Consider the following 24275-nt stretch of genomic DNA (forward strand, 5'->3'; position numbering starts at 1 on the left):
CATGGGCGCACTCGACGAGGGTGAGCGGGTCGTCGCCGCGGACGCGGCCGCCTGGCGCTCCTGGCTCGCCGCGAACCACGGGACGGCGACCGGCGCCTGGCTCGTGCGCCCCCGCCCCGGCAACGACGACGTGCACGTCGGCTATGAGGAGGCGATCCTGCAGGCGCTGTGCTTCGGATGGATCGACGGCCCGGTGCGCAGCTTCGACGAGCGCATCGGCGGGCTGTGGTTCGCGCCGCGCCGTGCGTCCAGCGGGTGGGCCGCGACGAACAAGGCCCGGATCGCGCTGCTTGAGGAGGCGGGCCTGCTCGAGGCGGCCGGGATCCGCGCGATCGAGATCGCCAAGGCCAACGGCGCCTGGTCGGTGCTCGACGGCCCGGAAGCCGGCATCGAGCCGGACGACCTCGCCGCCGCCCTCGACGCGGCGCCCCTCGCGCGCGCCGGGTGGGACGCGTTCCCGCCGTCGGTGAAGAAGCTCGGCCTCACGCAGATCGCGATGGCGAAGCGGCCCGAGACGAGGGCCGCCCGCATCGCGAAGATCGTGGCGGACGCGGCAGAGGGGAAGCGGCCGTGAGCACGAACCCGATCCTCTGGGTCGCGCTGGTGATCGCGCTCGGCACCCTCGCCGCGTGGATCGTGCAGTTCGTTCGCACCCGTCGGGGCGGCTCGGCCCGCGACCGCGGCGCCTGGTGGGAAGGCCCCTGGGACGAGGACGACCCACCGCGGAAGAGCTGAGCCCGGCCGACCACACCCCGCGCCCGGGGCCGTTGAGCAAGCACGGCCACACCCCGCGCCCGGGGTCGTTGAGCAAGCACGGCCACACCCCGCGCCCGGGGTCGTTGAGCGAGCACGGCCGCAGGCCGCGCGAGACGAAACGCGGCATCCTTGCAGAGAACCGCGTTTCGTCTCGGTCGCTGCGCGTCCTCGCTCAACGTCCCCGGGAACGGAGCTCGATCCCGCGCCGCCCGCTACCGCAGCACGAGCGCCGCGGCGCCGATGAGCGGCCCCTCGTCGCCGAGTCCGGAACGCACCACGCGGGTGCGCCGGGAGTAGTCGTGCGCGGCTGTGGCCACGAGCGCGGCCTGGACGAGGTCGATGTAGTCGGCGGAGACGCGGGAGAACCCGCCGCCGATCGCGACCACCTCCAGATCCACCAGGGTCGAGGCATCGGCGAGCGCCGCGCCGACGGTGCGGGCGGACCTCTCGATCGCCGCCCGTGCGAGCGGGTCCCCGGCTGCCGCGTCACGCGCGAGGTCCTCGCCCTGTTCGCCCGACCAGCCCTGCGTGCGGGCCCAGGCCACGCTCGCGGGCCCGGAGGCGACCTGCTCGACCGTGAGCCCCTCGGCGGCGTGCACCTGTCCCAGGTGGCCGGCGTTGCCCGACGCGCCGGGCAGGTACTGCCCGCCGACCACGAAGCCGCCGCCGACGCCCGTCGACACGACGATCGACAGCGACGCCGCAGCGCCCTGCGTGGCGCCGAGCCACGACTCGGCGAGCGCGAGGCAGCCGCCATCGTGCGCGAGCACGGTCGGCACCGGTGCGCCGACCGCGGCCGCGGCGGCGTCCCGCACGGCACCGCGCAGGTCGAACCCGTGCGCGCCGGGCATGTTCACGGGGACGATGGTGCCCTGTTCGCGGTCGACGGGGCCGGCGCTGCCGATGCCCGCGCCGATCAGCTCGTGGTCGGCGTCACGGCCGGCGAGCGCGTGGCGGACGACTTCGCCGATCGCGGCGCGCAGCGAGTCGGGTGTCGCCTCCGGCCCGGTCGGGCGGCGACTGCGGGTGCCGTCGACGACGGTCCCGTCGGCGCGCACGAGCGCGGCCTCGAGCTTGGTGCCGCCGACGTCGACGGCCAGGGCGATGCGGGGGTCCTCGGATCCGGTCATTCGGCGCTCCTCATCGCGGCGGGGACGGAGGCAGGATGCGGCGATGCCTGCAGGATCGGATCCGCGGATCCGTCCTGCATGCGTGTCAGGATCCCGCGGATGTCACGACGATCGCGGGTCACTGCGGCGCGAGCCCGAGGTCGTCGAGGTCGATCGCGGCGAGCCACTGCAGCCCGGCCGCCTCGACGGCGGCCTGAGCGCCGGTCTTGCGGTCGACGATCGAGATCACGGCGACCGGCTCGGCGCCCGCGGCGCGCAGCACCTCCACGGCCTTGAGCGGCGAGCCGCCGGTGGTCGAGGTGTCCTCGACGACGACGACGCGCTTGCCGGCGACGTCGGCGCCCTCGATCTGGCGGCCGCGGCCGTGGTCCTTGGGCTCCTTGCGCACCACGAAGGCGTCGACCGGGGATCCGGCGCGCACCGACTCGTGCATCACGGCGTTGGCGATGGGGTCGGCGCCGAGCGTCAGGCCGCCCACGGCCGCGATGCCCTCGAGCCCCTGCATCAGGTCGAGCACGATGCGGCCGATCGCGGGCGCAGCACGGTGGTCCAGGGTGAGCCGGCGCATGTCGACGTAGTACGTGGCCTTCTTGCCGCTGGCCAGCGTGAAGTCTCCGTGGAACACGGCCTCGTCGGTGATGAGGCCGATGAGGGCCTGCCGGTCTGCTTCGAGTTCGGGGGTGCTGAGCGTCACGGCTCAAGTCTAGGGCGGCAGCCCCCGGCCACAGGAGTACGACCACAGCGGATCCGCCCTGGTCGCGTCCGCCCCGACGGTGCGAGGATGGGCCGTGGCCGTCTCGACACCGCGAGCGACGCGATGCGAGCCGCCGCGACTGGAGGACCGCATGCTCGACGTCGACACGTACGCCGCCCTCGCCCGGCTCAAGCCGGTGCCCCCGCTGGAGCTCTCCAGCCCCGACTTCGACCCGGACGGGCCGCTGCCCGTCTGGGCGTGGTCGGAGTCGCGCGGCGGGGACGACCGGTCTCCCGGCCTGGTCTGGGGCGAGCCGCCGGCGGGCACGAAGAGCTTCGCGCTCTCGGTCTACGACCCGGACGCGCCGACCGGATCCGGCTTCTGGCACTGGGCCGTCGCGAACATCCCGGCCGACGTGCGCTCGCTGCCCGCGGGCGCGGGGGACGGCGAACCCGGATCCCTCCCCGCCCAGGCGATCACGTTGCCGAACGAAGCGCGCCTGCCGCGCTACATCGGCGCCGCCCCGCCGGCCGGCACGGGCGTGCACCGCTACGTCATCACGGTCGACGCGCTCGACATCGAGGAGATCGACCTCGACGGCGACGAGACGCCCGCCTATCTCGGCTTCAACCGGCACTTCCATGTGCTGGCGCGGGGCATCCTCGTCGGCACGGCGGATCCCTCCGAGCGGTGAGCGGCGGGGAGGATCCGGGACCGACGCGGCACCTTCTTTCAAGATGTGGAACTTAAGCTTCACATTGTGATAATCTCCTTCCGAGAGGTAATCTCGACATCGAGATAAATCACGCCGAGGGAGACGCCGATGTCCACGCACCGACAGACCGTCACGATCACGTACGAGACGGCCGCCCGCGCCGTGGCGCTCGCCCTCGAGATCGGCGCCGAACGCGGCCTGCCCACGGTCGCCGCCGTCGCGGATCCGTCGATGACGCTCATCGCCTACGGCATGGCCGACGGCTCCACCCCGCACAGCGCCGAGACCTCGCAGCGCAAGGCGAAGAGCAGCGCGTCGATCCGCCGCCGCACCGGGCAGATCGCCGACGCGCTCGCGGCGACCCTTCCGCTCGGCACCGGCGGCGCCATGACCACCATAGACGGGGGCGTGCCGATCTTCTTCGGCGACGACCACGTCGGCGGCCTCGGCATCGCCGGCGGTCCGCCCGCGCTCGACGCGGAGATCGCACTCGAAACCCTGAAGCGCCTCGGCGCCCGCACAGAAGGAATGGAACTATGACCTCGTACCTCTCCCGCGCTGACCTGTCGGTCGCCGCGCCGATCGTCGAGTTCGCTGAAGCGTCCCTTGCCGATTCCGGCCGCGACGCCACAGCGTTCTGGGCGGGCGCGAGTGCGATCGTGCACGACCTGGTGCCGCGCAACGCCGCGCTGCTCGCCCGGCGCGATGAGCTGCAGCAGCAGATCGACGAGTTCCACCGGCAGAACCCCGGCCAGCCGGACCCGGCCGCCTACCGCGCCTTCCTCACCGAGATCGGCTACCTCGTGCCGGTGCCGGAGCAGGTCGCCGTCACCACGTCGGACGTCGACCCCGAGATCGCCACGATGGCCGGCCCGCAGCTGGTCGTGCCGCTGCTGAACGCGCGCTTCGCACTGAACGCCGCGAACGCCCGATGGGGATCCCTGTACGACGCGCTCTACGGCACCGACGCCATCTCCCGCGAGGGCGAGCTGGCGCCCGGCCGCGAGTTCAACCCGAAGCGCGCGGCCGAGGTCGTCGCGTTCGGCCGCGAGTTCCTGGACGAGATTGCGCCGCTGACCGAGGGATCGCACCGCGACGCCACCGGCTACCGCGTCGACGCGGACGGCCTCGTCGTGTCGACCGCGACGGGCGACCGCCGCCTCGCGGATCCGACCCGCTTCGTCGGCTACACCGGCGACGCCGGCGCGCCCGGCACCGTGCTGCTGGTGCAGAACGGACTGCACGCGGAGATCCTCGTGGACCGCGCAGGCGCCATCGGCCGCACCGACGACGCCGGTGTGCAGGACATCATCCTGGAGTCGGCGCTCACCGCGATCCTCGACCTCGAGGACTCGGTCGCCGCCGTCGACGGCGACGACAAGGCCCTCGGCTACCGCAACTGGCGCGGGTTCATGGACGGCAGCCTCACCGAGACCGTGACCAAGGGCGACAAGACGTTCACCCGCTCGCTCGCGGCCGACCGCGTCTACCGCACCGCAGACGGCGGAGAGGTCACGCTGCCGGGCCGTGCAACGCTGTTCGTCCGCAACGTGGGCCACCTCATGCGCACCCCGGCCGTGCTCGACCGCAACGGCGACGAGGTGTTCGAGGGCATCGTCGATGCGATCATGACCGCGCTCGGATCCCTCCCCGAACTCGAGGGCGCCAACAAGGGCAGCAACTCGCGCACCGGATCCATGTACATCGTGAAGCCCAAGATGCACGGCCCCGAGGAGGTCGCGTTCGCGGCCGAGCTGTTCGGCCGCGTCGAGGAGCTGCTGGGCCTTCCGGCCGGGACCATGAAGGTCGGCATCATGGACGAGGAGCGTCGCACCTCGGCGAACCTCGCCGCCGCGATCGCCGCCGCGAGCGATCGCGTCGTCTTCATCAACACCGGCTTCCTCGACCGCACCGGCGACGAGATCCACACCTCGCTGCACGCCGGCCCGTTCCTCCCGAAGGCCGGCATCAAGGCGCAGCCGTTCATGCAGGCGTACGAGGACCGCAACGTGGCGATCGGCGTCGCATCCGGACTGACCGGGCACGCCCAGATCGGCAAGGGCATGTGGGCCGAGCCCGATCTCATGCACGACATGCTGCAGAAGAAGATCGCGCACCCGCTCTCCGGCGCATCGACCGCCTGGGTGCCGTCGCCGACCGCAGCGACGCTGCATGCCCTGCACTATCACCAGGTCGACGCGTTCGCCGCGCGCGCGGCACTGCCGCCCGTAGACGACGAGGCGCTGAACCGGCTGCTGGTTCCGCCGCTCGCCGCCGAGGGCGACCTCACCCCGGAGATCGTCGCCACCGAGGTCGACAACAACGTGCAGTCGATCCTCGGCTACGTGGTGCGCTGGATCGACCAGGGCATCGGCGTCTCGAAGGTGCCGGACATCCACGACGTGGGCCTCATGGAGGACCGCGCCACCCTGCGCATCTCGAGCCAGCTGCTCGCGAACTGGCTGCAGCACGGCGTGATCACCGAGGCGCAGGTCGACGACAGCCTCCGCCGCCTCGCCGGGGTCGTGGATGCGCAGAACGCGGGCGACCCGAACTACGAGCCGCTCGCCTTCGCCGACGGCGCCGAGCCGGGGATCGCGTTCACCGCGGCCCGTCGCCTCATCACCGAGGGCGCCGCCCAGCCGAGCGGCTACACCGAGCCGCTGCTGCACGGTCTGCGCCGCGAGAAGAAGGCCGAGCAGGCCGCGCGCGGCTGACCTTCCGCCGCAGAGTCGTCCCCCTGAGCACGGTCTATGGGCCGTGCTCAGGGGGACGACTCCGTGGGGGGCCGCGTCACTCCTTCGCGTGCGTGTAGACCGCTCGCCACACGCGCTCGAAGCCCTCACGGTCGAGCGCCCCCGCGCGATAGGCGGCGCTGGCGCCCTGGATCGAGTCGGCCAGGGCGTCGAGCCGGCGCTGCGCATCCCGGTCCTCGCCGTCGACGCGGAGCCCGGAGCAGCACGCGGTCACGGTCGCCGCCGTACGGCGCACCGCGCGGGTGCCGCGCGCCAGGGCGATGCCGACGGGCACGGTGACGGCCGCGATCGCCACGAGCGCGGCCAGCGGCGCGATGCCCGCGGCCGCGCAGCCGATCCAGACGAGCAGGCCGCCGCCGAACGCGAAGACGCCGTATCCGCGGGAGAGCTCGGCCCGGCGCCGCTCCGGTGCGGGGGCGTCCGGGGAGTAGATCACGAGGGTGCTCGAGACCACGCCGTAGCGGCTGACCGAGCGCGACAGGTAGCCCCAGTGCGGGCGGGAGCGGTGCAGCGCGTGCGGGGAGGCGCCATGCTGCGAGGGCGTGGTTCGCTGTTCGATGACCATGGATCCACGGTGCGCGCCAGGTGCGCGGAACGGACCCGATCCCTACGGAATGCAAACGGATCCGGTCCGGATCCCTGCGATTGCCGTGCGTTCCCGGGGATCCGGCACGCCCCGGTGCACGACCAGCCGAGCCCGCCGTACGCAGGACCGGCGCCGCGAGATGCAGGAGCACCCCGCACGGTCCCCGCACGGTCGGCGGTGTCCGCGCCCGCCCGTAGGCTGGATCCATGCGCCTGGCCACCTGGAACGTCAACTCCATCCGCACCCGCGTCGCCCGCACCGTCGAGTTCGCCGTGCGCGAGGACATCGACGTGCTCGCGATGCAGGAGATCAAGTGCAAGCCGGAGCAGTTCCCCTACGCCCCCTTCGAGGAAGCCGGCTACCACGTCGAGGTGCACGGCCTGAACCAGTGGAACGGCGTCGCGATCGCGAGCCGTGAGCCGATGACCGACGTCCGCACGGCGTTCGACGGCATGCCCGGCTTCGCGAAGGGTCATGAGGGCCCCGACGCGCCGCTCGAGGCCCGGGCGCTCGGCGCGATCGTGAACGGCGTGCGGGTGTGGAGCCTGTACGTCCCCAACGGACGCTCGCTCGACGATCCGCACCTCGCCTACAAGCTGCACTGGCTCGACGCGCTGCGCACCTCGACCGCGGCAGAGCTCGAGGCGAAGCCCGGTCTGCCGCTCGCCCTCGTCGGCGACTTCAACATCATCCCGTTCGACCACGACAACGGGGATCCGGACATCGTGGTCGGCAAGTCCACGCACGTCTCCCCCGAGGAGCGCGCCGCCTTCTTCGCACTGGAGTCGGCGGGCGTGCACGACGTCGTGCGGCCGCTCCTGCCCGAGGGATACACCTACTGGGACTACCAGCGGCTCAAGTTCCCGCGCAACGAGGGGATCCGGATCGACTTCGTGCTCGGATCCACGGCCTTCGCCGACGCGGTGAAGGGCGCCTCGATCCACCGCGAGGAGCGCAAGGGCGAGCAGCCCAGCGACCACGTGCCGGTGGTCGTCGACCTCGATCTGGCGGCCGCCGACGAGGACGACGACATGCCGATGATCTTCGCGTGAACTCCGCGGATCCCTGCCCCCCGGGGTCGTTGAGCGAGGACGCCGAAGGCGACCCTCCCCCGGGATCGTCGAGCGAGGACGCCGAAGGCGACCCTCCCCCGGGATCGTCGAGCGAGGACGCCGAAGGCGACCCTCCCCCGGGGTCGTTGAGCGAGGACGCCGAAGGCGACCGAGACGAAACGGCGCGCGCCCGCGAGGACGCCGTCCCTCCGAGGCCGATCCGGCTCGTCGCCACCGACCTCGACGGCACCCTGCTGGATCCTTCCGGACACGTCACCGCCCGCACCCGGGCGGCGCTCGACGCGGCGCGGGCCGCCGGCATCGTCGTCGTGCCCGTGACGGCGCGGCAGCCGATCGGACTGCGCGCGATCGCCGAGGAGGCCGGGTTCGACGGCTGGGCCCTGTGCGGCAACGGCGCCTATGGCATCCATCTCGGATCGCACGAGCAGCTGTTCGCCACGGAGATCGCGGTGCCGGTGCAGCAGCGGATCGCCCGCGAGCTGGGCGCGCGGATCGATGGGCTGCTCTTCGCGAGCGTGCGCGAGGCGGGCGAGGTGTTCGTCGCGCAGGCGGGCTACGCCGAGGTCGCGACGCTCAGCGACCACAAGCGGGATCCGCGCACCATGGGCGCCGTGCCGCTGGCGGAGGTGCTGGCGGCACCGAGCCTGAAACTCGTGATCCGTCACGCGACGATCTCCCCGCCGGAGATCTTCGCCGTGCTGGGATCCCTGGACCGGACCGGCTTCGCGGCGACCCTGTCGGGAGCGCCGTTCGTGGAGGTCATGGCCGAGGGAGTCACCAAGGCCACCGGCCTCGCGCAACTGTGCACGCGGCTCGGCATCGACCGCACCGAGGTGCTCGCCTTCGGCGACGCCCTCAACGACGTCGAGATGCTGCGATGGTCCGGTCGCGGCGTCGCCCTGGCGAACGCGGAACCCGAAGCCCTGGCCGCCGCCGATGACGTCACCCTCTCGAACGCCGAGGACGGAGTGGCCGCTGTGCTGGAGCGGGTGCTCGCGGACTGACCCGCGTAGCGCGTCAACCCCTCCATAGCCGTCGCTCATGCGCGGAGGCATCCCAGCGACGTCGTTCGCGCTTGCTCATGCACGCCACGAGGATGACTTCCTCATACCGGTGCGCCTCGATGGTCGCGCGCGCTTCGATCGGCCCCAGACGCCAGCTCACATAGAACAACATCAGGTAGAAGAACATCGCCGCTCCCACCGCTGACAACCCGAGAACCTGGTAGATCGGCAACGACAGTCGACTGGCCGACGAGACAGCCGAGACCATGACCGTCACGTAGGTGAAGATCGCAGAGACCACCAACGGAATCGGAGACCCCAGGAGAGCACCCCAGACGGAAACCTCCCCGGCCGAAGTGGCGAGTGGGATCTCATGAAGACGGAGGCCGCTGCCGTTTTTGCGCAGGAGGCGGTCGATCCGCCGGAGGAATCTTCTCTGGGCGCGTGAGGTGTTCATCTCACAAGGGTGGCGCTCCCGCTTCGCATCCAGGCGCTGGCGAACCGAGGTCTTCTTCATAGCCGGCGGGAAACGGGACTTCGATGTGGAATCCCGCATGCAGGAGCCGCTCCAGGTGATCTCTGTGCGCACCGAACGACTGCTCCGGCGCTTCGCTCGGCATGGCCAGGTCGATCTGGATGCACTCCTCATCAGCCACGCTCTGACCGCAGAAGCAGCACCGCCTGTTGTCAGCAGGCTTCATGGCCCCCGTCCGTCCAGGCAGGACGACGCTGAGTCCATGCCCAAGGGAATCGGCAAAGTGCTCTCGGTGAGTTCCGAAGATCTGAAACCCGATATCGTCCGCGACCGTCAGTCCAAGCTCTACATAGTCACCCGAAGGCACATCGTCCCCGCAGAAGCAGCATCTGAGGCGACCCGACTCCCCGCTCATCTCACCTCGCTGGTTTCTCTTCGCCACACGGCGGGTGACCCGATCGCCCCCGGACATGGGAACACCCGCACTCCCCAGAGTGCGGGTGTTCGGGTCAACGTCCCCACGCGTTATGAGGACTGTAGTTTCTGCGCGGTTCCCTGGACAGAGGTGATCGCGATATTCCGGTCACGAATGGGAAACGGAGCGCGGGGACTCACATCGTGCCGGTCGTGGGCTCCCCGGGCAGCGGCGCATAGCGCAGCAGCAGAGTGCCGCCGTCGCCCGACTCGGCGTGGACGAGACGCAGGTTGTGCGCGGATGCCCCGTCGGGGAACACCTTCTTCCCCTGGCCGAGCACGATGGGATACACCCACAGCTGCAGCTCGTCGTAGAGCTGCTCGTCCAGGAGCGTCTGCACGAAGTCGACGCTTCCGATCACGTGCACGTCCTCGTGCTTCTCCCGCAGAGCGGCGAGCTCGGCCGGAAGATCGGCGCCGATCCGGCTGCTGCCCTCCCAGTCGAGCCGGATGCCGGCGTCGCGCGACGCCACGTACTTGGGCACCCGGTTGAACAGCTCCCCGATGAAACCCTCGGGCCCGGTGGTGTGCTCCGGCCAGTAGCCGGCGAAGATGTCGTAGGTGCGGCGCCCGAGCAGCAGCGCGTCGAGCGTCTCCATGCCCTGGATCACGCTGCGCATGACGGCCTCGCTCGGCAGCGTCGCCTGCCAGCCCCCGAAGCGGAAGCCTCCGCTGGTGTCCTCCTCGGGGCCGCCCGGCGCCTGGGCGACGCCGTCGACGGTGGTGAACAGGTCGATGATGATGCGTCCGGTCATGATGTTCTCTCTCCTTGATCGCGGTCCTGTCCCGGGCGACGCTACGCCGCGAGGGGGTCGATGTGAAAGGTCTTCGTGAAGGCGTCCAGGATCCGCTGATCGCCGCGCACGACGGCGACGAGATCCTGCGCGACCGCCTGCTCCGGGGAGACATCCCCGGCGATGAGGCGCCGGATGCCGGGTCCTGCGACGACCACCGCCTCCGGCTCACCGGGCGGCAGGGCTCCCCCCACCGGCGGTGCGGCCGGAGCGAGCTGCGCCACCTGCAGCACGCCCGCGTCGACGATCACCCGCAGGGCCACGTCGCCCAGGTGCAGCGCGATGTCGAGGTCGCTCGACCGCTCGGGTCGGAACGCGGTGCGCAGCGCCATCGTGAGCGAGTCGGCGGTCACGACGTCTCCCTCGCCGGGAACGCCCATCGTCTGGAACCCCCAGCGCCCCAGCGCGAGCACGATCGGCTCGAGCGCGCGCCCGTACGGCGTGAGCTCGTACACGAGACCGCTCCCGTGCAGCGGCGCGCGGCGCACCACGCCGCCCTCCTGCAGCTCCTTGAGCCGGGTGGACAGGATGTTCGTCGGGATGCGGGGCAGCCCCTGCTTCAGATCCGTGTACCGACGCGGGCCGACGAGCAGGTCGCGCACGATGAGCAGCGCCCAGCGCTCCCCGATCAGCTCGACCGCCGTCGTCACGCCGCAGTACTGGCCGTAGCTGCGTGCGGCCACGTCAGCGCCCCCGCATCACGCCGTGGCGGCCGACGCATCGGCCTCCTGCTCGGCGCCACCCGGGACCATGTACAGGAAGCCGAGCGAGTTTCCGTCCGGGTCGTCGAGATCGCGCGAGTACATGAAGCCGTAGTCCTGGGCGGGCTGGGGCTCGGTGCCTCCCGCGGCGAGCCCCCTGGCGAGCGCGGCGTCGACCTCCTCGCGGGAGTCGAGGGCGAACGAGGCGGACGTCTGCAGTGAGATCCGCGGATCCACGATCGGCTTCTCGGTGAAGGTCGCAAAGAACTCGCGCGTGATCATCATGAAGAAGATGTTGTCGTCCCAGACGACGCAGACGCCGTTCTCGTCCGACATCTCGGGATTGATGGTGCAGCCGAGCGCCGTGTAGAACGCCTTGGTGCGCTCCAGATCGGTGACGGGCAGGCTGATGAAGACGCTGGCCATGGTGACTCCTCTGTCCGCGGATCCGGAGAGGATCCGATGCGACTAGCTTGCTTTTTGCAAGCTTACTTGTCAAGAGCAAGTTCGGTCCGGTCCAGCGGCTCGGGGAACCGCGCCCGCGGCACGCCTCGCCCGATCCGCCGTACGGGGGATGTTCGCGGCGCGGCGCCCGCTCTACGGTGGAGGGATGCCCTTCACCCGCACGCCGACACCCCGTGAGCTCCGGCAGGATCTGCTCCTCGCCGCGGTCCTGCTCGTGGGCGGGATCCTCAGTGCAGGCCTGTCGTCGATCGCGAAGGTGTACGGCGCCGAGCAGGGCGAGCTGTGGACCGCCATCCCGTACGTCGTCGTGATCGCGGCGGCGCTCTCGGTCCGCCGCCGCTGGCCCGCTCCCGTCGCCGTCGTCGTCTCGCTCGCGTTCATCGTGGCGACCTCGCTGCACGTGCCCGAGATCTATGCGGGCAACATCGCCATGTTCATCGCCCTGTACACGGTCGGGGCATGGATGAACGCCCGCCGCGGCGCGTTCCTCGTGCGGGCCGGGATCATGACCGTGATGGCCGTGTGGCTCGTGATCGAGATGTACCGGCAGGCGATCGATCAGGCCGCGAAGGCGGATGTCGTCGCCGGGATGTTCTCGCCCCTCGTCGCGTTCCTCATGCTGCAGGTGCTTCTGAACGTGCTGTACTTCGGCGGCGCCTATTACTTCGGCGAACGCAGCTGGATCGCCGCCCGGCAGCGTGCGGCGCTGGAGCAGCGCACCGCGGAGCTCGAGCGCGAGCGCGCCCTCAGCGCCGCCCAGGCCGTGGCCCTGGACCGCGTGCGCATCGCCCGCGAGCTGCACGACGTCGTCGCCCACCACGTCTCGGTGATGGGCGTGCAAGCGGGGGCCGCGCGGATGATGATCCCGCAGGACCCCCAGGCCGCGACCGCCATCGTCGCCGGAATCGAGACCGCGGCGCGCGACGCAATCCGCGACTTCCACCAGTTGCTGGACACGCTCCGCGACCCCGGCGACAGCGAGGACGTCGCCTCGACGGTCGAGGTGGACGACATCGCCGACCTCGCCGTCGCGTCGACCGCCGCAGGGCTCCCCACCCGTCTGCAGGTGGTCGGCGACCCCGTGCCGGTGCCGCGGGTGACGGCGGTGAACCTGTACCGGATCGCGCAGGAGTCGCTCACGAACGCACGGCGTCACGCCGGCCCCGATGCCGAGGCGGACCTGCGGATCCGCTACGAGCGGGGTTCCGTCGAGCTCGAGGTGGTCAACACGGGGCGGATCGTCACCGGCCTGCGACCGGGACTGGGCCAGCTCGGCATGCGCGAGCGGGCGACGGCGTCGGGGGGCTCGATCGAGCTCGTCCCCCGCTCGACCGGCGGATTCCGCGTGCGCGCCACCCTGCCGTTGGCCGGGGCCGAGGCTGGGGCCGCCGATCGCGCCGGGGCCGCCGAGTCGCCCAGCCGCGAGGACCCCGCTGGCCGGTCCGACCGTGAGGACCCCGCTGGCCGGTCCGACCGTGAGGACCCCGCTGGCCGGTCCGACCGTGAGGACCCCGCTGGCCGGTCCGACCGTGAGACCGAACCTGCGCCTCGAGACCGACGATCGTTCCCTTGGTCTCGCGACGCAGGTTCGGTCTCACGGTCATCCGGCGTACCAGCCCCCCGCGCCGACGACGCATCGGCGACAGCCGCAACGCACCCGAGCGAGCCGCACGGAACGCACGAGCCCCACGGAACGCAGGGACCCCACGGAACGAGCGAGCCCCACGGAGCGCACGAGCCGCACGGACCACAGGAACCGCGCATCCGGGAGGGAGCCGCGTGACAGCGCCGATCCGCGTGCTCCTCGTCGACGATCACGCCATGCTCCGGGCGGGGTTCCGCACCATCCTCGATCTGCAGCCCGACATCGCCGTCGTGGGCGAGGCGGCGAGCGGAACCGAGGCGGTGACGCTGGCCGGATCCCTGCAGCCCGACGTCATCACCATGGACGTGCAGATGCCCGACATGGACGGCATCGAGGCGACGCGGCGGATCCGCGCCGACGAGCGGATCCGCGCCTCCATCGCGATCGTGACGACCTTCGATCGCGACGACTACCTGTTCGACGCGCTGGACGCCGGCGCGAGCGGATTCCTGCTCAAGAACGCCGGCCCGGAGGAGCTCGTCGCGGCGGTGCGGGCGCTGGCCGCCGGCGACGGCATGCTCGCCCCGGAGGTCACCCGGCGGGTGCTGCAGCGCTTCGCCGCCCGCCCGGTTCCGACGCCATCCGCCGCGCCCTCGATCCGGGCGGTCTCGGATCCGGCGACCGGATCGGCCGCCCTGCCCAGCGCCGACCTTCCGGAGCCGCTCACCGAGCGCGAGGGCGACGTGCTGCGTCTCGTCGCCGAGGCATGGAGCAACGCCGAGATCGCCGCGGAGCTGTTCATCGGCGAGGCGACGGTGAAGACGCACGTGTCGCGGATCCTGCAGAAGCTGGGCGCCCGCGACCGCGTGCAGGCGGTGGTGCTCGCGCACCGACTGGGCCTGGCGCAGCCGCCCGCCCGCTAGCCTCTCCCCATGGCCGACACCGCGAGCGCTCCGCACGCCCACCCGCGCAGCCCGCTCTCCCGTCCGATCATGGCCGGCGTCGTGACCGCGCTCGTCGGGTTCACGAGCTCCTTCGCCGTCGTGCTCACCGGCCTCGCGGCGGTCGGCGCGAACCACGCGCAGGCGGCGAGCGGTCTGCTCGCGCTCAGCCTCACGATGGGCGCCGCCTGCATCGTGCTGGCGTGGCGCTACCGCATGCCGATCACCGCGGCCTGGTCGACCCCGGGCGCCGCACTGCTCGCCGCTTCCGGGGCGGCGGGCGGGGCGGGCGCCGGGATCGACGGGGGCTGGCCGGCGGCCGTCGGAGCGTTCCTCATCGTCGCGGGGCTGGTCCTGCTCACGGCCCTGGTGCCGCAGCTCGGGGCGCTCATCGCCGCGATCCCGCCGTCGATCGCGCAGGCCATGCTCGCCGGCGTGCTGCTGCCCCTGTGCCTCGCCCCGATCACCGGACTCGCCGCGAACCCGTGGGGCGTGATCCCCGTCGTGCTGACCTGGCTCGTGTTCGCCCGGCTCGCGCCGCGGTGGGCTGTGCCGCTGGCGTTCCTCACGGCGACCGTCGTCATCGTCATCGCGATCGCGACCGGTGCTCCGACGGGCGCTCGGGCGGCCGTGGATCCCGCCGCGCTGCTCCCCCGCGTCGAGCTGACGGCGCCGACGTTCACGGTCGGCGCGCTCGTCGGCATCGCGCTGCCCCTCTTCATCGTGACGATGGCGTCGCAGAACGTCCCGGGCGTGGCCGTGATGCGCAGCTTCGGCTACGAGGTGCCCTGGCGTCCGGCGATGCTCGTGACCGGCATCGGCACCGCCCTCGGGGCTCCCGCCGGCGGGCATGCGATCAACCTCGCCGCGATCAGCGCCGCCCTCGCGGCGGCGCCCGACGCGGAACCGGATCCGAAGCGCCGCTGGATCGCCGGTGTCTCCACGGGCGTCTCCTACCTGGTGCTGGGCGGCTGCTCGGCGGCCTTCGCCGCGCTCGTGGCGCTCGCACCGACCGCCGTGATCCCGGCGGTGGCCGGCCTCGCTCTGTTCGGCGCCTTCGGATCCGCCGTGCAGCAGGCGATCGACGACCCCGGCGAGCGCACCCCCGCGGTGGTCACCTTCCTCGTCGCCGCGAGCGGGATGGCGTTCTGGGGCGTCAGCGCCGCGTTCTGGGCGCTCCTCGCGGGCCTGCTCGTGCGCGGCGCCCTGCACCTCGGCCGGCGCTGAGCGGTTCCACCGTGCGCTGAGCGCCTCAACCCGAGAGCCTCCTCCGCGCGTCGAGCAGCACGACGGCGTCCGCGACCTCACCCGGCCTGATGCACCGCCCGGAGAAACCGGAACGCGGAACGAGGTCGAGATCGAGGACGTCGCCGTTTCGGGTGCGCACGCGCAACACAGGAGCCATGAACCGGGCCGCTCGGAAGCTTCGGATCTGCGTGACGTCTTCCCACGGGATGATGACGACCGCCGTTCCCTTGGCACGAGGAGAGAACCAACCGCGGGTCGCAGTGATTACGAGCGCGTCAGCGTTGGCGACACCCCAGCCCCGTCCGATGCGCTTCCCTCCCGAGGGCGTGTTGAGGGCCATCTGCCCGAAGGCGACCCAATCGGCACCGGGATGCGCTTCGGATGCACGCCGTGCGGACGCGACGAGCGGCATCCACAGGCCGAGCCATACACAGAGGATCAGAGCGCCTCCGGTCAGACCGAGAACGAGATAGCCCGGCGCCAGAGACGGCGGCGATGACAGCCTGAATGCTCCGACGACGATGCTCATCGCCATCAATGTCAGGGCCGACACCGCCGCAAAGCCCCGTGCCCAGGTCACAATCCTGGCGCTGGGCACGAAGAACCAGGTCGTCACACCCTCGAAGGGCCCGGCCCCGGATCCCGCAGAGCTCACGTCGTCAGACATGCGAAGACGATATCGCCCCGCTCCCCCGAGGCGCCGGCGCCCCCGGATCCACCTCCCGGATGACGCCGCGGAATCCGCCGCAGGGGGGATGCCCCGCCCGGCGCCGCTGAATACCGTTGCTCTCATGACCACAGTGCTCACCCGCACCACGACCACGGGGCTGCTCGAACTCGAGGGCCTCACCAAGAGCTACGGCACCCGCCGGGTGCTCGACGACGTCTCGTTCCGCGTCGAGCCGGGCCGGCTCACGGGCTTCGTCGGCGGCAACGGCGCCGGCAAGACCACCACGATGCGGATCGTGCTCGGCGTGCTCGGGGCCGACGGCGGCAGCGTCCGCCTGGGCGGGCACGACGTCGCCGCCGCCGACCGCCGCCACTTCGGCTACATGCCCGAGGAGCGCGGCCTCTATCCGAAGATGAAGGTGCTCGAGCAGGTCGCCTACCTGGCGCGCCTGCACGGCTTCGGCAAGGCGGACGCCACCGCCCGCGGCGAGGCGCTGCTGGTCGAGCTCGGCCTCGGCGAGCGCCTGCACGACACGATCGAGTCGCTCTCCCTGGGCAACCAGCAGCGGGCGCAGATCGCGGCGGCGCTCGTGCACGACCCCGAGGTGCTCATCCTCGACGAGCCGTTCTCGGGCCTGGATCCGCTCGCCGTCGACGTCGTGGCCGGGGTGCTGCAGACGCGGGCCGCGCAGGGGTCGTCGATCCTGTTCTCCTCGCACCAGCTCGACGTGGTGGAGCGCCTGTGCGACGACCTCGTCATCATCGCGGGCGGCACCATCCGCGCCTCGGGGTCCCGCGAGGAGCTGCGCGCTCAGCATTCCTCCCCCCGCTACGAGCTCGTCTCGGATGCGGACGCGGGATGGATCCGCTCCGAGCCGGGCATCACGGTCGTCGACTTCGAACGCGGCACCGCCGTCTTCGACGCCGAATCCCCCGACGACGCCCAGCGCGTGCTCCGCACCGCGCTCCAGCACGGGGTCGTGCACGCCTTCACCCCGCAGCGCCCGTCCCTCGCCCAGATCTTCAAGGAGGTCATCCAGTGAGCACCTCGACCACCCCGAGCACCGGCGGGCTGTCCGTCGGCAACGGCGTCTTCCTCGTCGCCGAGCGCGAGATCGGATCCAAGCTCCGCAGCAAGGCGTTCCTGATCTCGACCGGCATCCTGCTGCTCATCGCCCTCGCCGGCGTGCTCATCGGCGGTTTCATGAGCAAGAACACCACGGAGACGGCCGTCGCGGTGACCTCCGAGACCGCCCCGGCGGTGCACGGCCTGCCCGGCCTGAAGCTCACCGAGGTGGCGGACACCACGGCCGCCGAGAAGCTGGTCCGGGAGGGGAAGGTCGAAGCCGCGCTCATCCCCGCGCCCGGCGACACGTCGTTCGGCTTCGAGATCGTCGCGCTGAAGAGCGCCCCCAGCAGCCTCCAGAGCATGTTCGCCAAGACGCCCAAGGTCACCCTGCTCGCGCCCGACACGACGAACCCGCTGCTGCGGTACCTGGTGGCGATCGGGTTCGGGGTGGTGTTCCTGATGGCGGCGTCGACCTTCGGCGCGACCATGGCGCAGAGCGTCGTGGAGGAGAAGTCGACGCGGGTGGTGGAGCTGCTGCTCGCGGCGATCCCCGCGCGGGTGCTGCTGGCCGGCAAGGTCATCGGCAACACGGTGCTCGCGATGGCGCAGATCCTCGCCCTCGCGGCGATCGCGGTGGTCGGTCTCATCGTCACCGGGCAGAACGCGGTGCTGGAGGGTCTCGGCTCGCCGCTCGTCTGGTTCGCCGTCTTCTTCCTCTTCGGCTTCGTGCTGCTGGCCTCGCTCTTCGCCGCCGCCGGCGCGATGGTCTCCCGCCAGGAGGACATCGGATCCACCACGATGCCGATCACGATGCTGGTCATGGCGCCGTACTTCCTGGTGATCTTCCTCAACGACAACCCGGTGGCGATGACGATCCTGTCGTACATCCCGTTCTCGGCGCCGGTCGCGATGCCGGTGCGCCTGTTCGTCGGCGAGGCGCAGTGGTGGGAGCCGCTGGTGTCGCTGGTGATCCTGCTCGTCTCGTGCGTGGTCGCCATCCTCGTCGCCGCAAAGATCTACGAGAACTCCCTGCTGCGCATGGGCGGCCGCGTGAAGCTGTCCGAGGCCCTGAAGGGCTGAGGGGCTCGCTCGCGGGGCTCGGCCGGACGGCTGGGCCCCGCGGCGCTCCCCGAACGGCCGCGAGACCGAACCTCCGTCCCGAGACCGACGATCAGAACGTCGGTCTCGGGACGCGGGTTCGGTCTCGCGGTCGTGTCGGGGCGGCACCGGGGATCCGGGAACGCGTCGGATCCGGTTCCGGGAATATTCACACGCATGGATCGTTAGCCTCAGGGTACGGACGATGAGGTCCGGCGCCCCGAGAACAGATCCGAAAGGCCTCATCACCATGAGCACTCCCGCCCTCGACCGCACCGCGGTCACCGACGCCCCGATCCTCGACGTGCTCGCCGAGCGCTGGAGCACCCGCATCTTCGACCCCGCCTCCACGATCGACGAGGAGGCCCTGGCCAGCGCGCTGGAGGCCGCCCGCTGGGCGCCGACGGCCGCGAACAGCCAGCCCTGGCGCGCGATCGTCGCCCGCCGCGGCTCCGCGGCGCACGGCAAGGTGCTCGGCAGCCTGATGGGCTTCAACAGCGCCTGGGCCGGCGACGCCGCCCTGCTCGTCGTGTTCGTCGCCGAGACCACCCGTGACGACCAGCCCATGCCGTGGGCGCTGTACGACACCGGCCAGGCCGCCGCGCACTTCACCGTGCAGGCGCACGCCAACGGCCTGTCCACGCACCAGATGGGCGGCTTCGACCGCGACGCCATCTCGGCCGCGTTCGAGCTGGGCGCCGAGTTCACCCCGATCTCCGTCATGGCCGTCGGCGAGCTCGGCGACATCCGCACGGCGAGCGAGGAGATGCAGCAGCGCGAGAACGCGCCGCGCGTGCGCCGCCCCATCGCCGAGACGGTCATCGTCGACGACTGATCCCCGGGATCCGAAACACCCCCTCCGCCCGCCGGAGGGGGCGTTCGTCGTCCGGGGCGCCGCCTTCCTCCCCGCGCCCTGCCGCCCGAGAACAGGCAGATCGTCCCGGAGCAGGCGGATCCCGGCGGATCCACCTCATCTCGGTCGATCGACCGGTCCTCGGTCACTGCTGATCGGGGGCCCCGGGCCAGATGCGGGCCTGACCCGGCGTCGGTCGCGTCAGCGCTTGCGGTGGCGGCGCGCGGCGAGCGCGTCCGCGGCGCGGATCAGCGACAGGTGCGAGAACGCCTGCGGGGTGTTGCCCACCTGGCGGCGCCCGATCGGGTCGTACTCCTCGCTCAGCAGGCCGACGTCGTTGCGCAGCCCGCACAGCCGATCCATGAGCGCCTCGGCCTCGGCGGTGCGCCCGGTCACCGCGTACTGCTCGACGAGCCAGAACGAGCACGCGAGGAACGGATGCTCGGATCCCGCGAGGCCGTCCACGCCCGTCGCGGTGCGGTACCGCATCACGAGTCCGTCGCGCATCAGGGTCTGCTCGATCCGCTCCACGGCGGCGAGCATGCGCGGGTCGTCCGGCGCGCAGTACCCGGTGCGCGGGATGAGCAGCAGCGCCGCATCCACCTCGTCGGTGCCGCTGTGCTGCACGAAGCACCCGTCGCGCACGCCGTGCTCGTCGATCTCGGCACGCAGCCGATCGCGCACCTCGCGCCAGCGGTCGGCCGGTCCGTGCAGGCCGTCCGTCTCGACCGCGCTCACCCCGCGGTCGAACGCCGCCCACAGCGACACTCGCGAGTGCGTGAAGAACTGCGGATCCCCGCGGATCTCCCACATGCCGTTGTCGGGCCGATCCAGCTGCTTCTCGGCCTGCCGCAGCATCACCCGCTGCAGCGACCACGACCGCTCCGACTCCGCGAGACCGGCGCGCCGCGCGGCACCGAGGGTCATCAGCACCTCGCCGAACACGTCGGCCTGGAACTGCTCCGCCGCGCCGTTGCCGACACGCACCGGGACGGATCCGGCGTATCCGGGAAACGACGGCATGTCGCGTTCGCGCAGGTCGCGCTCCCCGGCGAGCCCGTACATGATCTGCAGGTCGGCCGGATCCCCGGCCACGGCCCGCAGCAGCCAGTCGCGCCACGCCCGCGCCTCGTCGGCGAGGCCGTGACCGAGCAGGGCCTCGAGGGTGAGGGCGGCGTCGCGGAGCCAGACGTAGCGGTAGTCCCAATTGCGCTCCCCGCCGAAGTCCTCGGGCAGCGACGTGGTCGCCGCCGCGGCGATGCCTCCGGTCTCGCGGTTCGTGAGCGCCCGGAGGATGAGCAGCGATCGCCGCACGTCCTCCTGGTGACCGCCCTCGTGGGCGATCCCGTCGGCCCAGTCGCGCCACCACGCCGCGGTCTCCCGTCCGGACGCACCCACGTCGAGCGGAGGCGGCGCGGGTCGATAGGACGGGAACCAGGTCAACGTGAGCGCCGCGTGCTCCCCCGCCCCGACCTCGACCGTGCCGACGTGGCTGTGCCCGTGCGGGTACAGCGCACCGCCGCGCACCACGACGGCGTCGGGCCCCGCCGTCGCCGTGAGCTCGGGGGCGAGATCGGTGCCGGTCTGCCGCACCCACGGCAGCGCCCGCGCGTAGTCGAACCGGAACCGCAGCTCCTGCCGGAACGCCATCCTCCCGCTGACACCCGCGATCCGCCGGATCACGTCGGTGCGGTCGCCGCCCTGGGGCGCGGGGGCGCCCGTGGTGTCGTCCCGGGGCGGAATCGGCATCCACTCGGTGACCTCGGCGACGCCCTCGGCGCTCTCCCACCGGGTCACCAGGCAGAACGTGTCGCCGTCGTACCGCCGGGTCGCGGTGGCGTCGGGATCCGCCGGCCGCAGCGTCCAGTGCCCCTGCTCGACGTCGCCGAGCAGGGATCCGAACAGCGACGCCGAGTCGAGCCGCGGCGCACAGAGCCAGTCGATGCTTCCGGCTCGGGAGACCAGCGCCGCCGTACGTCCGTCACCGAGCAGCGCGTAGTCCTCGATCGGTGCACTCATGAGCGCAGTCTGCCACCCGGCGCTCTGCGGATTCCGCGAGCCCGACCCGCGAGTCCGAGCCCGACCTTCCGAGAAGCATGATCCGGCCGCGCCGGGCGACAAGCACGCGAGACGGAACGTATCGTGGGCGCATGACCACCCCGACGACGCTGCTCATCCTCGGCGCATCCGGAGACCTCACCTCCCGGCTCCTCCTGCCCGCGATCGCCCAGCTGCTGCAGCGCCAGCCCGACCGCAGGCTCGTGCTGCGCGGAGCGGGGTCCGACGACTGGTCCGACGAGCGCTGGCAGGAGGCCGTGCGCACCGCCTTCGCCACGGTCGGCGCCGACGACCAGGTCGCCCGGGTCGCCGGCACGACCTACGCGCAGGCGGACGTCACCGACCACGACGCGCTCGCGGCGCTCATCGGGGACGCCGATGGCCCTCTCGTGATCTACTTCGCGCTGCCGCCCGCCGTGGCGGTCGCCGCCTGCGAGAAGCTCCTCGACATCCCGCTCCCCGCCGGCACGGTGCTCGCGCTGGAGAAGCCGTTCGGGAACGACGAGCAGAGCGCGGCGGCGCTGAACGCCCTCGTCACCCGCATCGTCCCGGAGAACCAGGTCTTCCGCGTCGACCACTTCCTGGGCCGGTCCACGATCCTCAACATCATGGGCGTGCGGTTCGCGAACCGGCTCGTGGAGCCGGTGTGGTCGGCCGATCACGTCGAGAAGGTCCTGATCCGCTACGACGAGGCCCTCGCCCTGGAGAACCGCGCGCGCTACTACGACAAGGCGGGCGCCCTCGTCGACATGATCCAGAGCCACCTCCTCCAGGTGCTCGCGATCCTCGCCATGGAGCAGCCGGCGGATCTGGACGAGATCGATCTGCGCGACGCGATGGCCGCCGCCCTGCGCGCCACCCGCATCGTCGGCGACGACCCCGCACGCTCGACCCGCCGCGCCCGCTACACGGCCGGCACGAGCGGCGACCGTCCCGTGCCGGCCTACACGGACGAACAGGGCGTCGATCCCTCCCGCGACACCGAGACGCTCGCCGAGATCACCTGCGAGGTGGACACGGCGCGCTGGGCCGGAGTTCCCTTCACCCTGCGCAGCGGCAAGGCGCTCGGCGAGCGCTGCGCCGAGATCGTCGTCACCTTCCGCCCCGTGCGGCACATCCCCGGCGGCCTCACCGGGACGCCCGCGGACGGCGGCGTGCTGCGCTTCTCCCTCGGCCCCGACCGGATCGAGCTGGAGCTCAACGTGAACGGCGGCGACGACCCGTTCGCGCTGCGCCGCGACGTGCTCTCCACCGAGCTCGGCAAGGGCACCCTGCTGGCCTACACCGAGGTGCTCAGCGAGATCCTCGACGGGGATGTGGCCCTCTCCGTCCGCGGCGACGCGGCCGAGCAGTGCTGGCGGATCATCCAGCCCGCCCTGGACGCCTGGCGCGCCGGCGCGGTGCCGATGCAGGAGTACCCGGCCGGATCCAGGGGCCCGGAGGACTGGGCGACCACGCGCTGATTCCGGGATCCCCGCCGTCCCGGGTCCGTCCGTTCGGCATCGGGCGGAGCGCGGCGGATCCGACGCATCCCGCCGGCCCGCATGACGGATCCCCCGCATCGGGCCGCCGGATCCGCACGAGCACCCCTACGATCGGCCCATGACCGCGCTCCCCCGCCGCGTCAGGGTCGGCTACGCCCTGGGCGGCATCGCCTCCGGCACCTACGGCACCGTCCCGGGCCTCATCCTGATGCCGTTCCTCACCGATCTGCTCGGCGTGCAGGCGGCGCTCGCCGGCATGATCGTGTTCGCCCCGAAGGCCTGGGACTTCTTCCTCAACCCGATCGCCGGGCGCATCAGCGACCGCTCGCGCAACGCAAGCGACCGACGGCGACCGTTCATCCTGCGCGCGGGGATCCTGCTCGCGCTCGCGTTCGCGGCCATGTTCTTCGGCCCCACGGCCCCGCCGGTCGCGGCAGCCCTGTGGGTGCTCGTGGCGTTCCTGGCGTCGGCGACCGTGTACGCCTTCTTCCAGGTGCCGTATCTGGCGATGTCGGCCGAGATCACCGACGACTACGCCGAGCGCACCCGGATGATCAGCTGGCGCGTGATCGTGTTCACCCTGGCGATCCTCGCGTCCGGGGCGGCGGCGCCGGCGCTCGTGGAGGCCTTCGGCGGCGTGACCGGCTACCGGATCATGGCGGCGTCGATGGCCGTGCTCATCCTCGTCGGCACCGCGGGCGTGTGGCTCGGCACCCGATCGGTCCCGCTCACGCGGGGAGAGGAAGCGGAAGGGAGGCTGTTCTCGCAGCTCGCGATCGTGCTGCGGGACGCGGACGCGCGGATGCTGATCATCGCGTTCGTGCTGCAGGCCGTCGCGATCGGCATGGTGCTCGGCGGGGTCGTGTACGTCGCCCGGCATGTCGTGCACGACCCCGCGATCGCGACCTACAGCTTCGTGTGCTTCGTCGCTCCCGCGATCGTGCTCACCCCGATGTGGAGCCGCCTCGGATCCCGCCTCGGCAAGAGACGCGGATTCGCGGTGGCGACCGCCACCATGGCGGTCGGCCTGGTCGCGCTGCTCGCGGCGCGCACCGGGGAGGCCGTCCCGCTGCTCGCCGCATCGGGCATCGTCGGCATCGGCTACGCCGGGGCGCAGTTGTTCCCCCTGGCGATGCTGCCCGACCTCGCCGCCGAGGACGCCCGCCGCAGCGGCGCCAACCGCATCGGGATGATCTCCGGCGTGTGGTCGGGGTTCGAGCTCCTCGGCTATGCGCTGGGTCCGGCGCTGCTCGGACTCGTGCTCACGCTCGGCGACTACCGGGCATCGACCGGGGACGCGGGGCCGCAGCCCGACAGCGCGCAGTGGGCGATCGTGCTCGGCGTATCGCTCGTCCCGGCCGCACTGTGCCTGCTCAGCCTGATCCCGCTCTCCCGGTACCGCCTCGACGACAGGCTGCGTGCGGCCGCGGATCCGGTCGCCGCGCGCAGCCGCTGAGCCTGACGCGTCAGGGGCACCGGCGCGGCCGGGGTGTGCCTCTCCCGGCGAGGCAGGGCTGTCTCTGCGCGTCCCGGCGAGGCAGGGCTGTCTCTGCGCGCCTTCCTCGGAGTTGTGCAGGATCTTCGGACGGATCCGGCGCATCTCTCCGAAGATCCTGCACATCTCCGAGCGAGGTGCGCCGCCGGGGC

General features: G+C 71.9%; 25 protein-coding genes. 15 read left to right on the forward strand and 10 right to left on the reverse strand.

What is annotated here, in order from left to right; genetic code table 11:
• Position 1: 1 nt before the first annotated feature.
• Both WFJ17_RS01315 and WFJ17_RS01320 read left to right on the forward strand, forming a co-directional pair.
• A complete protein-coding gene (locus WFJ17_RS01315) occupies positions 2 to 574 on the forward strand; it encodes a YdeI/OmpD-associated family protein (RefSeq protein WP_251442936.1) in 573 nt (190 codons plus the stop codon).
• Positions 571 to 735, forward strand: coding sequence for a hypothetical protein (locus WFJ17_RS01320; RefSeq protein WP_336647447.1), 165 nt, complete (start codon positions 571 to 573; stop codon positions 733 to 735). The genes WFJ17_RS01315 and WFJ17_RS01320 overlap by 4 nt, the downstream gene beginning before the upstream one ends.
• Positions 736 to 968: 233 nt before the next feature.
• Here WFJ17_RS01320 and WFJ17_RS01325 read toward each other — a convergent pair whose 3' ends face one another.
• Both WFJ17_RS01325 and pyrE read right to left on the reverse strand, forming a co-directional pair.
• Positions 969 to 1886 (reverse strand): ROK family protein, encoded by a 918-nt coding sequence (locus WFJ17_RS01325; protein WP_251442940.1) that lies wholly within the window; start codon positions 1884 to 1886, stop codon positions 969 to 971.
• A gap of 118 nt (positions 1887 to 2004) precedes the next feature.
• Positions 2005 to 2580 (reverse strand): orotate phosphoribosyltransferase, encoded by a 576-nt coding sequence (gene pyrE / locus WFJ17_RS01330; protein ID WP_251442942.1) that lies wholly within the window; start codon positions 2578 to 2580, stop codon positions 2005 to 2007.
• 94 nt (positions 2581 to 2674) lie between these two features.
• Between pyrE and WFJ17_RS01335 the strand changes: the two genes are divergently transcribed.
• The 3 genes from WFJ17_RS01335 to WFJ17_RS01345 all read left to right on the forward strand — a co-directional run bounded on the left by WFJ17_RS01335 (position 2675) and on the right by WFJ17_RS01345 (position 6012).
• Positions 2675 to 3274 carry a YbhB/YbcL family Raf kinase inhibitor-like protein gene (locus tag WFJ17_RS01335; RefSeq protein ID WP_336647448.1) on the forward strand — a complete coding sequence of 200 codons (600 nt, stop codon included), beginning with the start codon at positions 2675 to 2677 and terminating at the stop codon, positions 3272 to 3274.
• A gap of 129 nt (positions 3275 to 3403) precedes the next feature.
• A complete protein-coding gene (locus WFJ17_RS01340) occupies positions 3404 to 3835 on the forward strand; it encodes a GlcG/HbpS family heme-binding protein (protein WP_336647449.1) in 432 nt (143 codons plus the stop codon).
• Positions 3832 to 6012 carry a malate synthase G gene (locus WFJ17_RS01345; protein WP_336647450.1) on the forward strand — a complete coding sequence of 727 codons (2181 nt, stop codon included), beginning with the start codon at positions 3832 to 3834 and terminating at the stop codon, positions 6010 to 6012. Before WFJ17_RS01340 ends, WFJ17_RS01345 begins: the two co-directional genes overlap by 4 nt.
• A gap of 76 nt (positions 6013 to 6088) precedes the next feature.
• Here WFJ17_RS01345 and WFJ17_RS01350 read toward each other — a convergent pair whose 3' ends face one another.
• The gene (locus WFJ17_RS01350) at positions 6089 to 6616 is read right to left on the reverse strand and encodes a DUF6611 family protein (RefSeq protein WP_336647451.1); all 528 of its coding nucleotides are present in this window, start codon (positions 6614 to 6616) and stop codon (positions 6089 to 6091) included.
• Positions 6617 to 6843: 227 nt separating this feature from the next.
• On the opposite strand from WFJ17_RS01350, the gene WFJ17_RS01355 reads away from it, so the two are divergent.
• Positions 6844 to 7689, forward strand: a complete 846-nt coding sequence (locus tag WFJ17_RS01355; RefSeq protein WP_336647452.1) for an exodeoxyribonuclease III — start codon at positions 6844 to 6846, stop codon at positions 7687 to 7689.
• Entirely contained in the window at positions 7686 to 8714 is a 1029-nt protein-coding gene (locus WFJ17_RS01360) for an HAD family hydrolase (protein WP_336647453.1), read from the forward strand. The genes WFJ17_RS01355 and WFJ17_RS01360 overlap by 4 nt, the downstream gene beginning before the upstream one ends.
• 13 nt (positions 8715 to 8727) lie before the next feature.
• On the opposite strand, the gene WFJ17_RS01365 is transcribed toward WFJ17_RS01360, so the two are convergent.
• From WFJ17_RS01365 to WFJ17_RS01385, 5 genes are all read right to left on the reverse strand, one after another.
• Positions 8728 to 9171, reverse strand: a complete 444-nt coding sequence (locus WFJ17_RS01365) for a hypothetical protein (protein ID WP_336647454.1) — start codon at positions 9169 to 9171, stop codon at positions 8728 to 8730.
• Between the two features lies 1 nt (position 9172).
• The gene (locus WFJ17_RS01370; protein ID WP_336647455.1) at positions 9173 to 9370 is read right to left on the reverse strand and encodes a hypothetical protein; all 198 of its coding nucleotides are present in this window, start codon (positions 9368 to 9370) and stop codon (positions 9173 to 9175) included.
• Positions 9371 to 9800: 430 nt separating this feature from the next.
• Positions 9801 to 10418: a dihydrofolate reductase family protein gene (locus WFJ17_RS01375; RefSeq protein ID WP_251442965.1), complete on the reverse strand. Its 618-nt coding sequence runs from the start codon at positions 10416 to 10418 to the stop codon at positions 9801 to 9803.
• 41 nt (positions 10419 to 10459) lie between these two features.
• Positions 10460 to 11140 (reverse strand): winged helix-turn-helix transcriptional regulator, encoded by a 681-nt coding sequence (locus WFJ17_RS01380; protein ID WP_336647456.1) that lies wholly within the window; start codon positions 11138 to 11140, stop codon positions 10460 to 10462.
• Between the two features lie 15 nt (positions 11141 to 11155).
• The gene (locus tag WFJ17_RS01385) at positions 11156 to 11584 is read right to left on the reverse strand and encodes a VOC family protein (RefSeq protein WP_251442969.1); all 429 of its coding nucleotides are present in this window, start codon (positions 11582 to 11584) and stop codon (positions 11156 to 11158) included.
• Positions 11585 to 11768: 184 nt separating this feature from the next.
• Between WFJ17_RS01385 and WFJ17_RS01390 the strand changes: the two genes are divergently transcribed.
• From WFJ17_RS01390 to WFJ17_RS01400, 3 genes are read left to right on the forward strand one after another with little or no spacing between them, the layout of a single operon-like run.
• Positions 11769 to 13406 carry a sensor histidine kinase gene (locus WFJ17_RS01390; protein ID WP_336647457.1) on the forward strand — a complete coding sequence of 546 codons (1638 nt, stop codon included), beginning with the start codon at positions 11769 to 11771 and terminating at the stop codon, positions 13404 to 13406.
• Positions 13403 to 14131, forward strand: a complete 729-nt coding sequence (locus WFJ17_RS01395) for a response regulator transcription factor (protein ID WP_336647458.1) — start codon at positions 13403 to 13405, stop codon at positions 14129 to 14131. Before WFJ17_RS01390 ends, WFJ17_RS01395 begins: the two co-directional genes overlap by 4 nt.
• A 9-nt stretch (positions 14132 to 14140) precedes the next feature.
• Entirely contained in the window at positions 14141 to 15376 is a 1236-nt protein-coding gene (locus tag WFJ17_RS01400; RefSeq protein ID WP_295034194.1) for a benzoate/H(+) symporter BenE family transporter, read from the forward strand.
• A gap of 25 nt (positions 15377 to 15401) precedes the next feature.
• Here WFJ17_RS01400 and WFJ17_RS01405 read toward each other — a convergent pair whose 3' ends face one another.
• A complete protein-coding gene (locus WFJ17_RS01405) occupies positions 15402 to 16064 on the reverse strand; it encodes a hypothetical protein (RefSeq protein ID WP_336647459.1) in 663 nt (220 codons plus the stop codon).
• Positions 16065 to 16224: 160 nt separating this feature from the next.
• Here WFJ17_RS01405 and WFJ17_RS01410 point away from each other — a divergent pair, with 160 nt between their 5' ends.
• From WFJ17_RS01410 to WFJ17_RS01420, 3 genes are all read left to right on the forward strand, one after another.
• Positions 16225 to 17109: an ABC transporter ATP-binding protein gene (locus WFJ17_RS01410; RefSeq protein WP_336628190.1), complete on the forward strand. Its 885-nt coding sequence runs from the start codon at positions 16225 to 16227 to the stop codon at positions 17107 to 17109.
• Positions 17106 to 18215, forward strand: coding sequence for an ABC transporter permease (locus WFJ17_RS01415; RefSeq protein WP_292883124.1), 1110 nt, complete (start codon positions 17106 to 17108; stop codon positions 18213 to 18215). Before WFJ17_RS01410 ends, WFJ17_RS01415 begins: the two co-directional genes overlap by 4 nt.
• A 268-nt stretch (positions 18216 to 18483) precedes the next feature.
• On the forward strand, positions 18484 to 19068 hold the full coding sequence (locus tag WFJ17_RS01420; protein ID WP_336647460.1) for a nitroreductase family protein: 585 nt from the start codon (positions 18484 to 18486) through the stop codon (positions 19066 to 19068).
• 219 nt (positions 19069 to 19287) lie between these two features.
• Here the strand turns inward: WFJ17_RS01420 and WFJ17_RS01425 are convergent, their stop codons facing one another.
• Entirely contained in the window at positions 19288 to 21105 is a 1818-nt protein-coding gene (locus tag WFJ17_RS01425) for a glycoside hydrolase family 15 protein (protein ID WP_336647461.1), read from the reverse strand.
• A gap of 131 nt (positions 21106 to 21236) precedes the next feature.
• On the opposite strand from WFJ17_RS01425, the gene WFJ17_RS01430 reads away from it, so the two are divergent.
• Together WFJ17_RS01430 and WFJ17_RS01435 are read left to right on the forward strand one after the other, a co-directional pair.
• Positions 21237 to 22607: a glucose-6-phosphate dehydrogenase gene (locus WFJ17_RS01430; RefSeq protein ID WP_336647462.1), complete on the forward strand. Its 1371-nt coding sequence runs from the start codon at positions 21237 to 21239 to the stop codon at positions 22605 to 22607.
• A 139-nt stretch (positions 22608 to 22746) separates the two neighbouring features.
• The gene (locus WFJ17_RS01435) at positions 22747 to 24084 is read left to right on the forward strand and encodes an MFS transporter (protein ID WP_251442991.1); all 1338 of its coding nucleotides are present in this window, start codon (positions 22747 to 22749) and stop codon (positions 24082 to 24084) included.
• Positions 24085 to 24275: the final 191 nt, after the last annotated feature.

Origin of the sequence: Microbacterium sp. MMO-10 (assembly GCF_037148715.1) — a bacterium.
Taxonomy (GTDB): Bacteria; Actinomycetota; Actinomycetes; order Actinomycetales; family Microbacteriaceae; genus Microbacterium.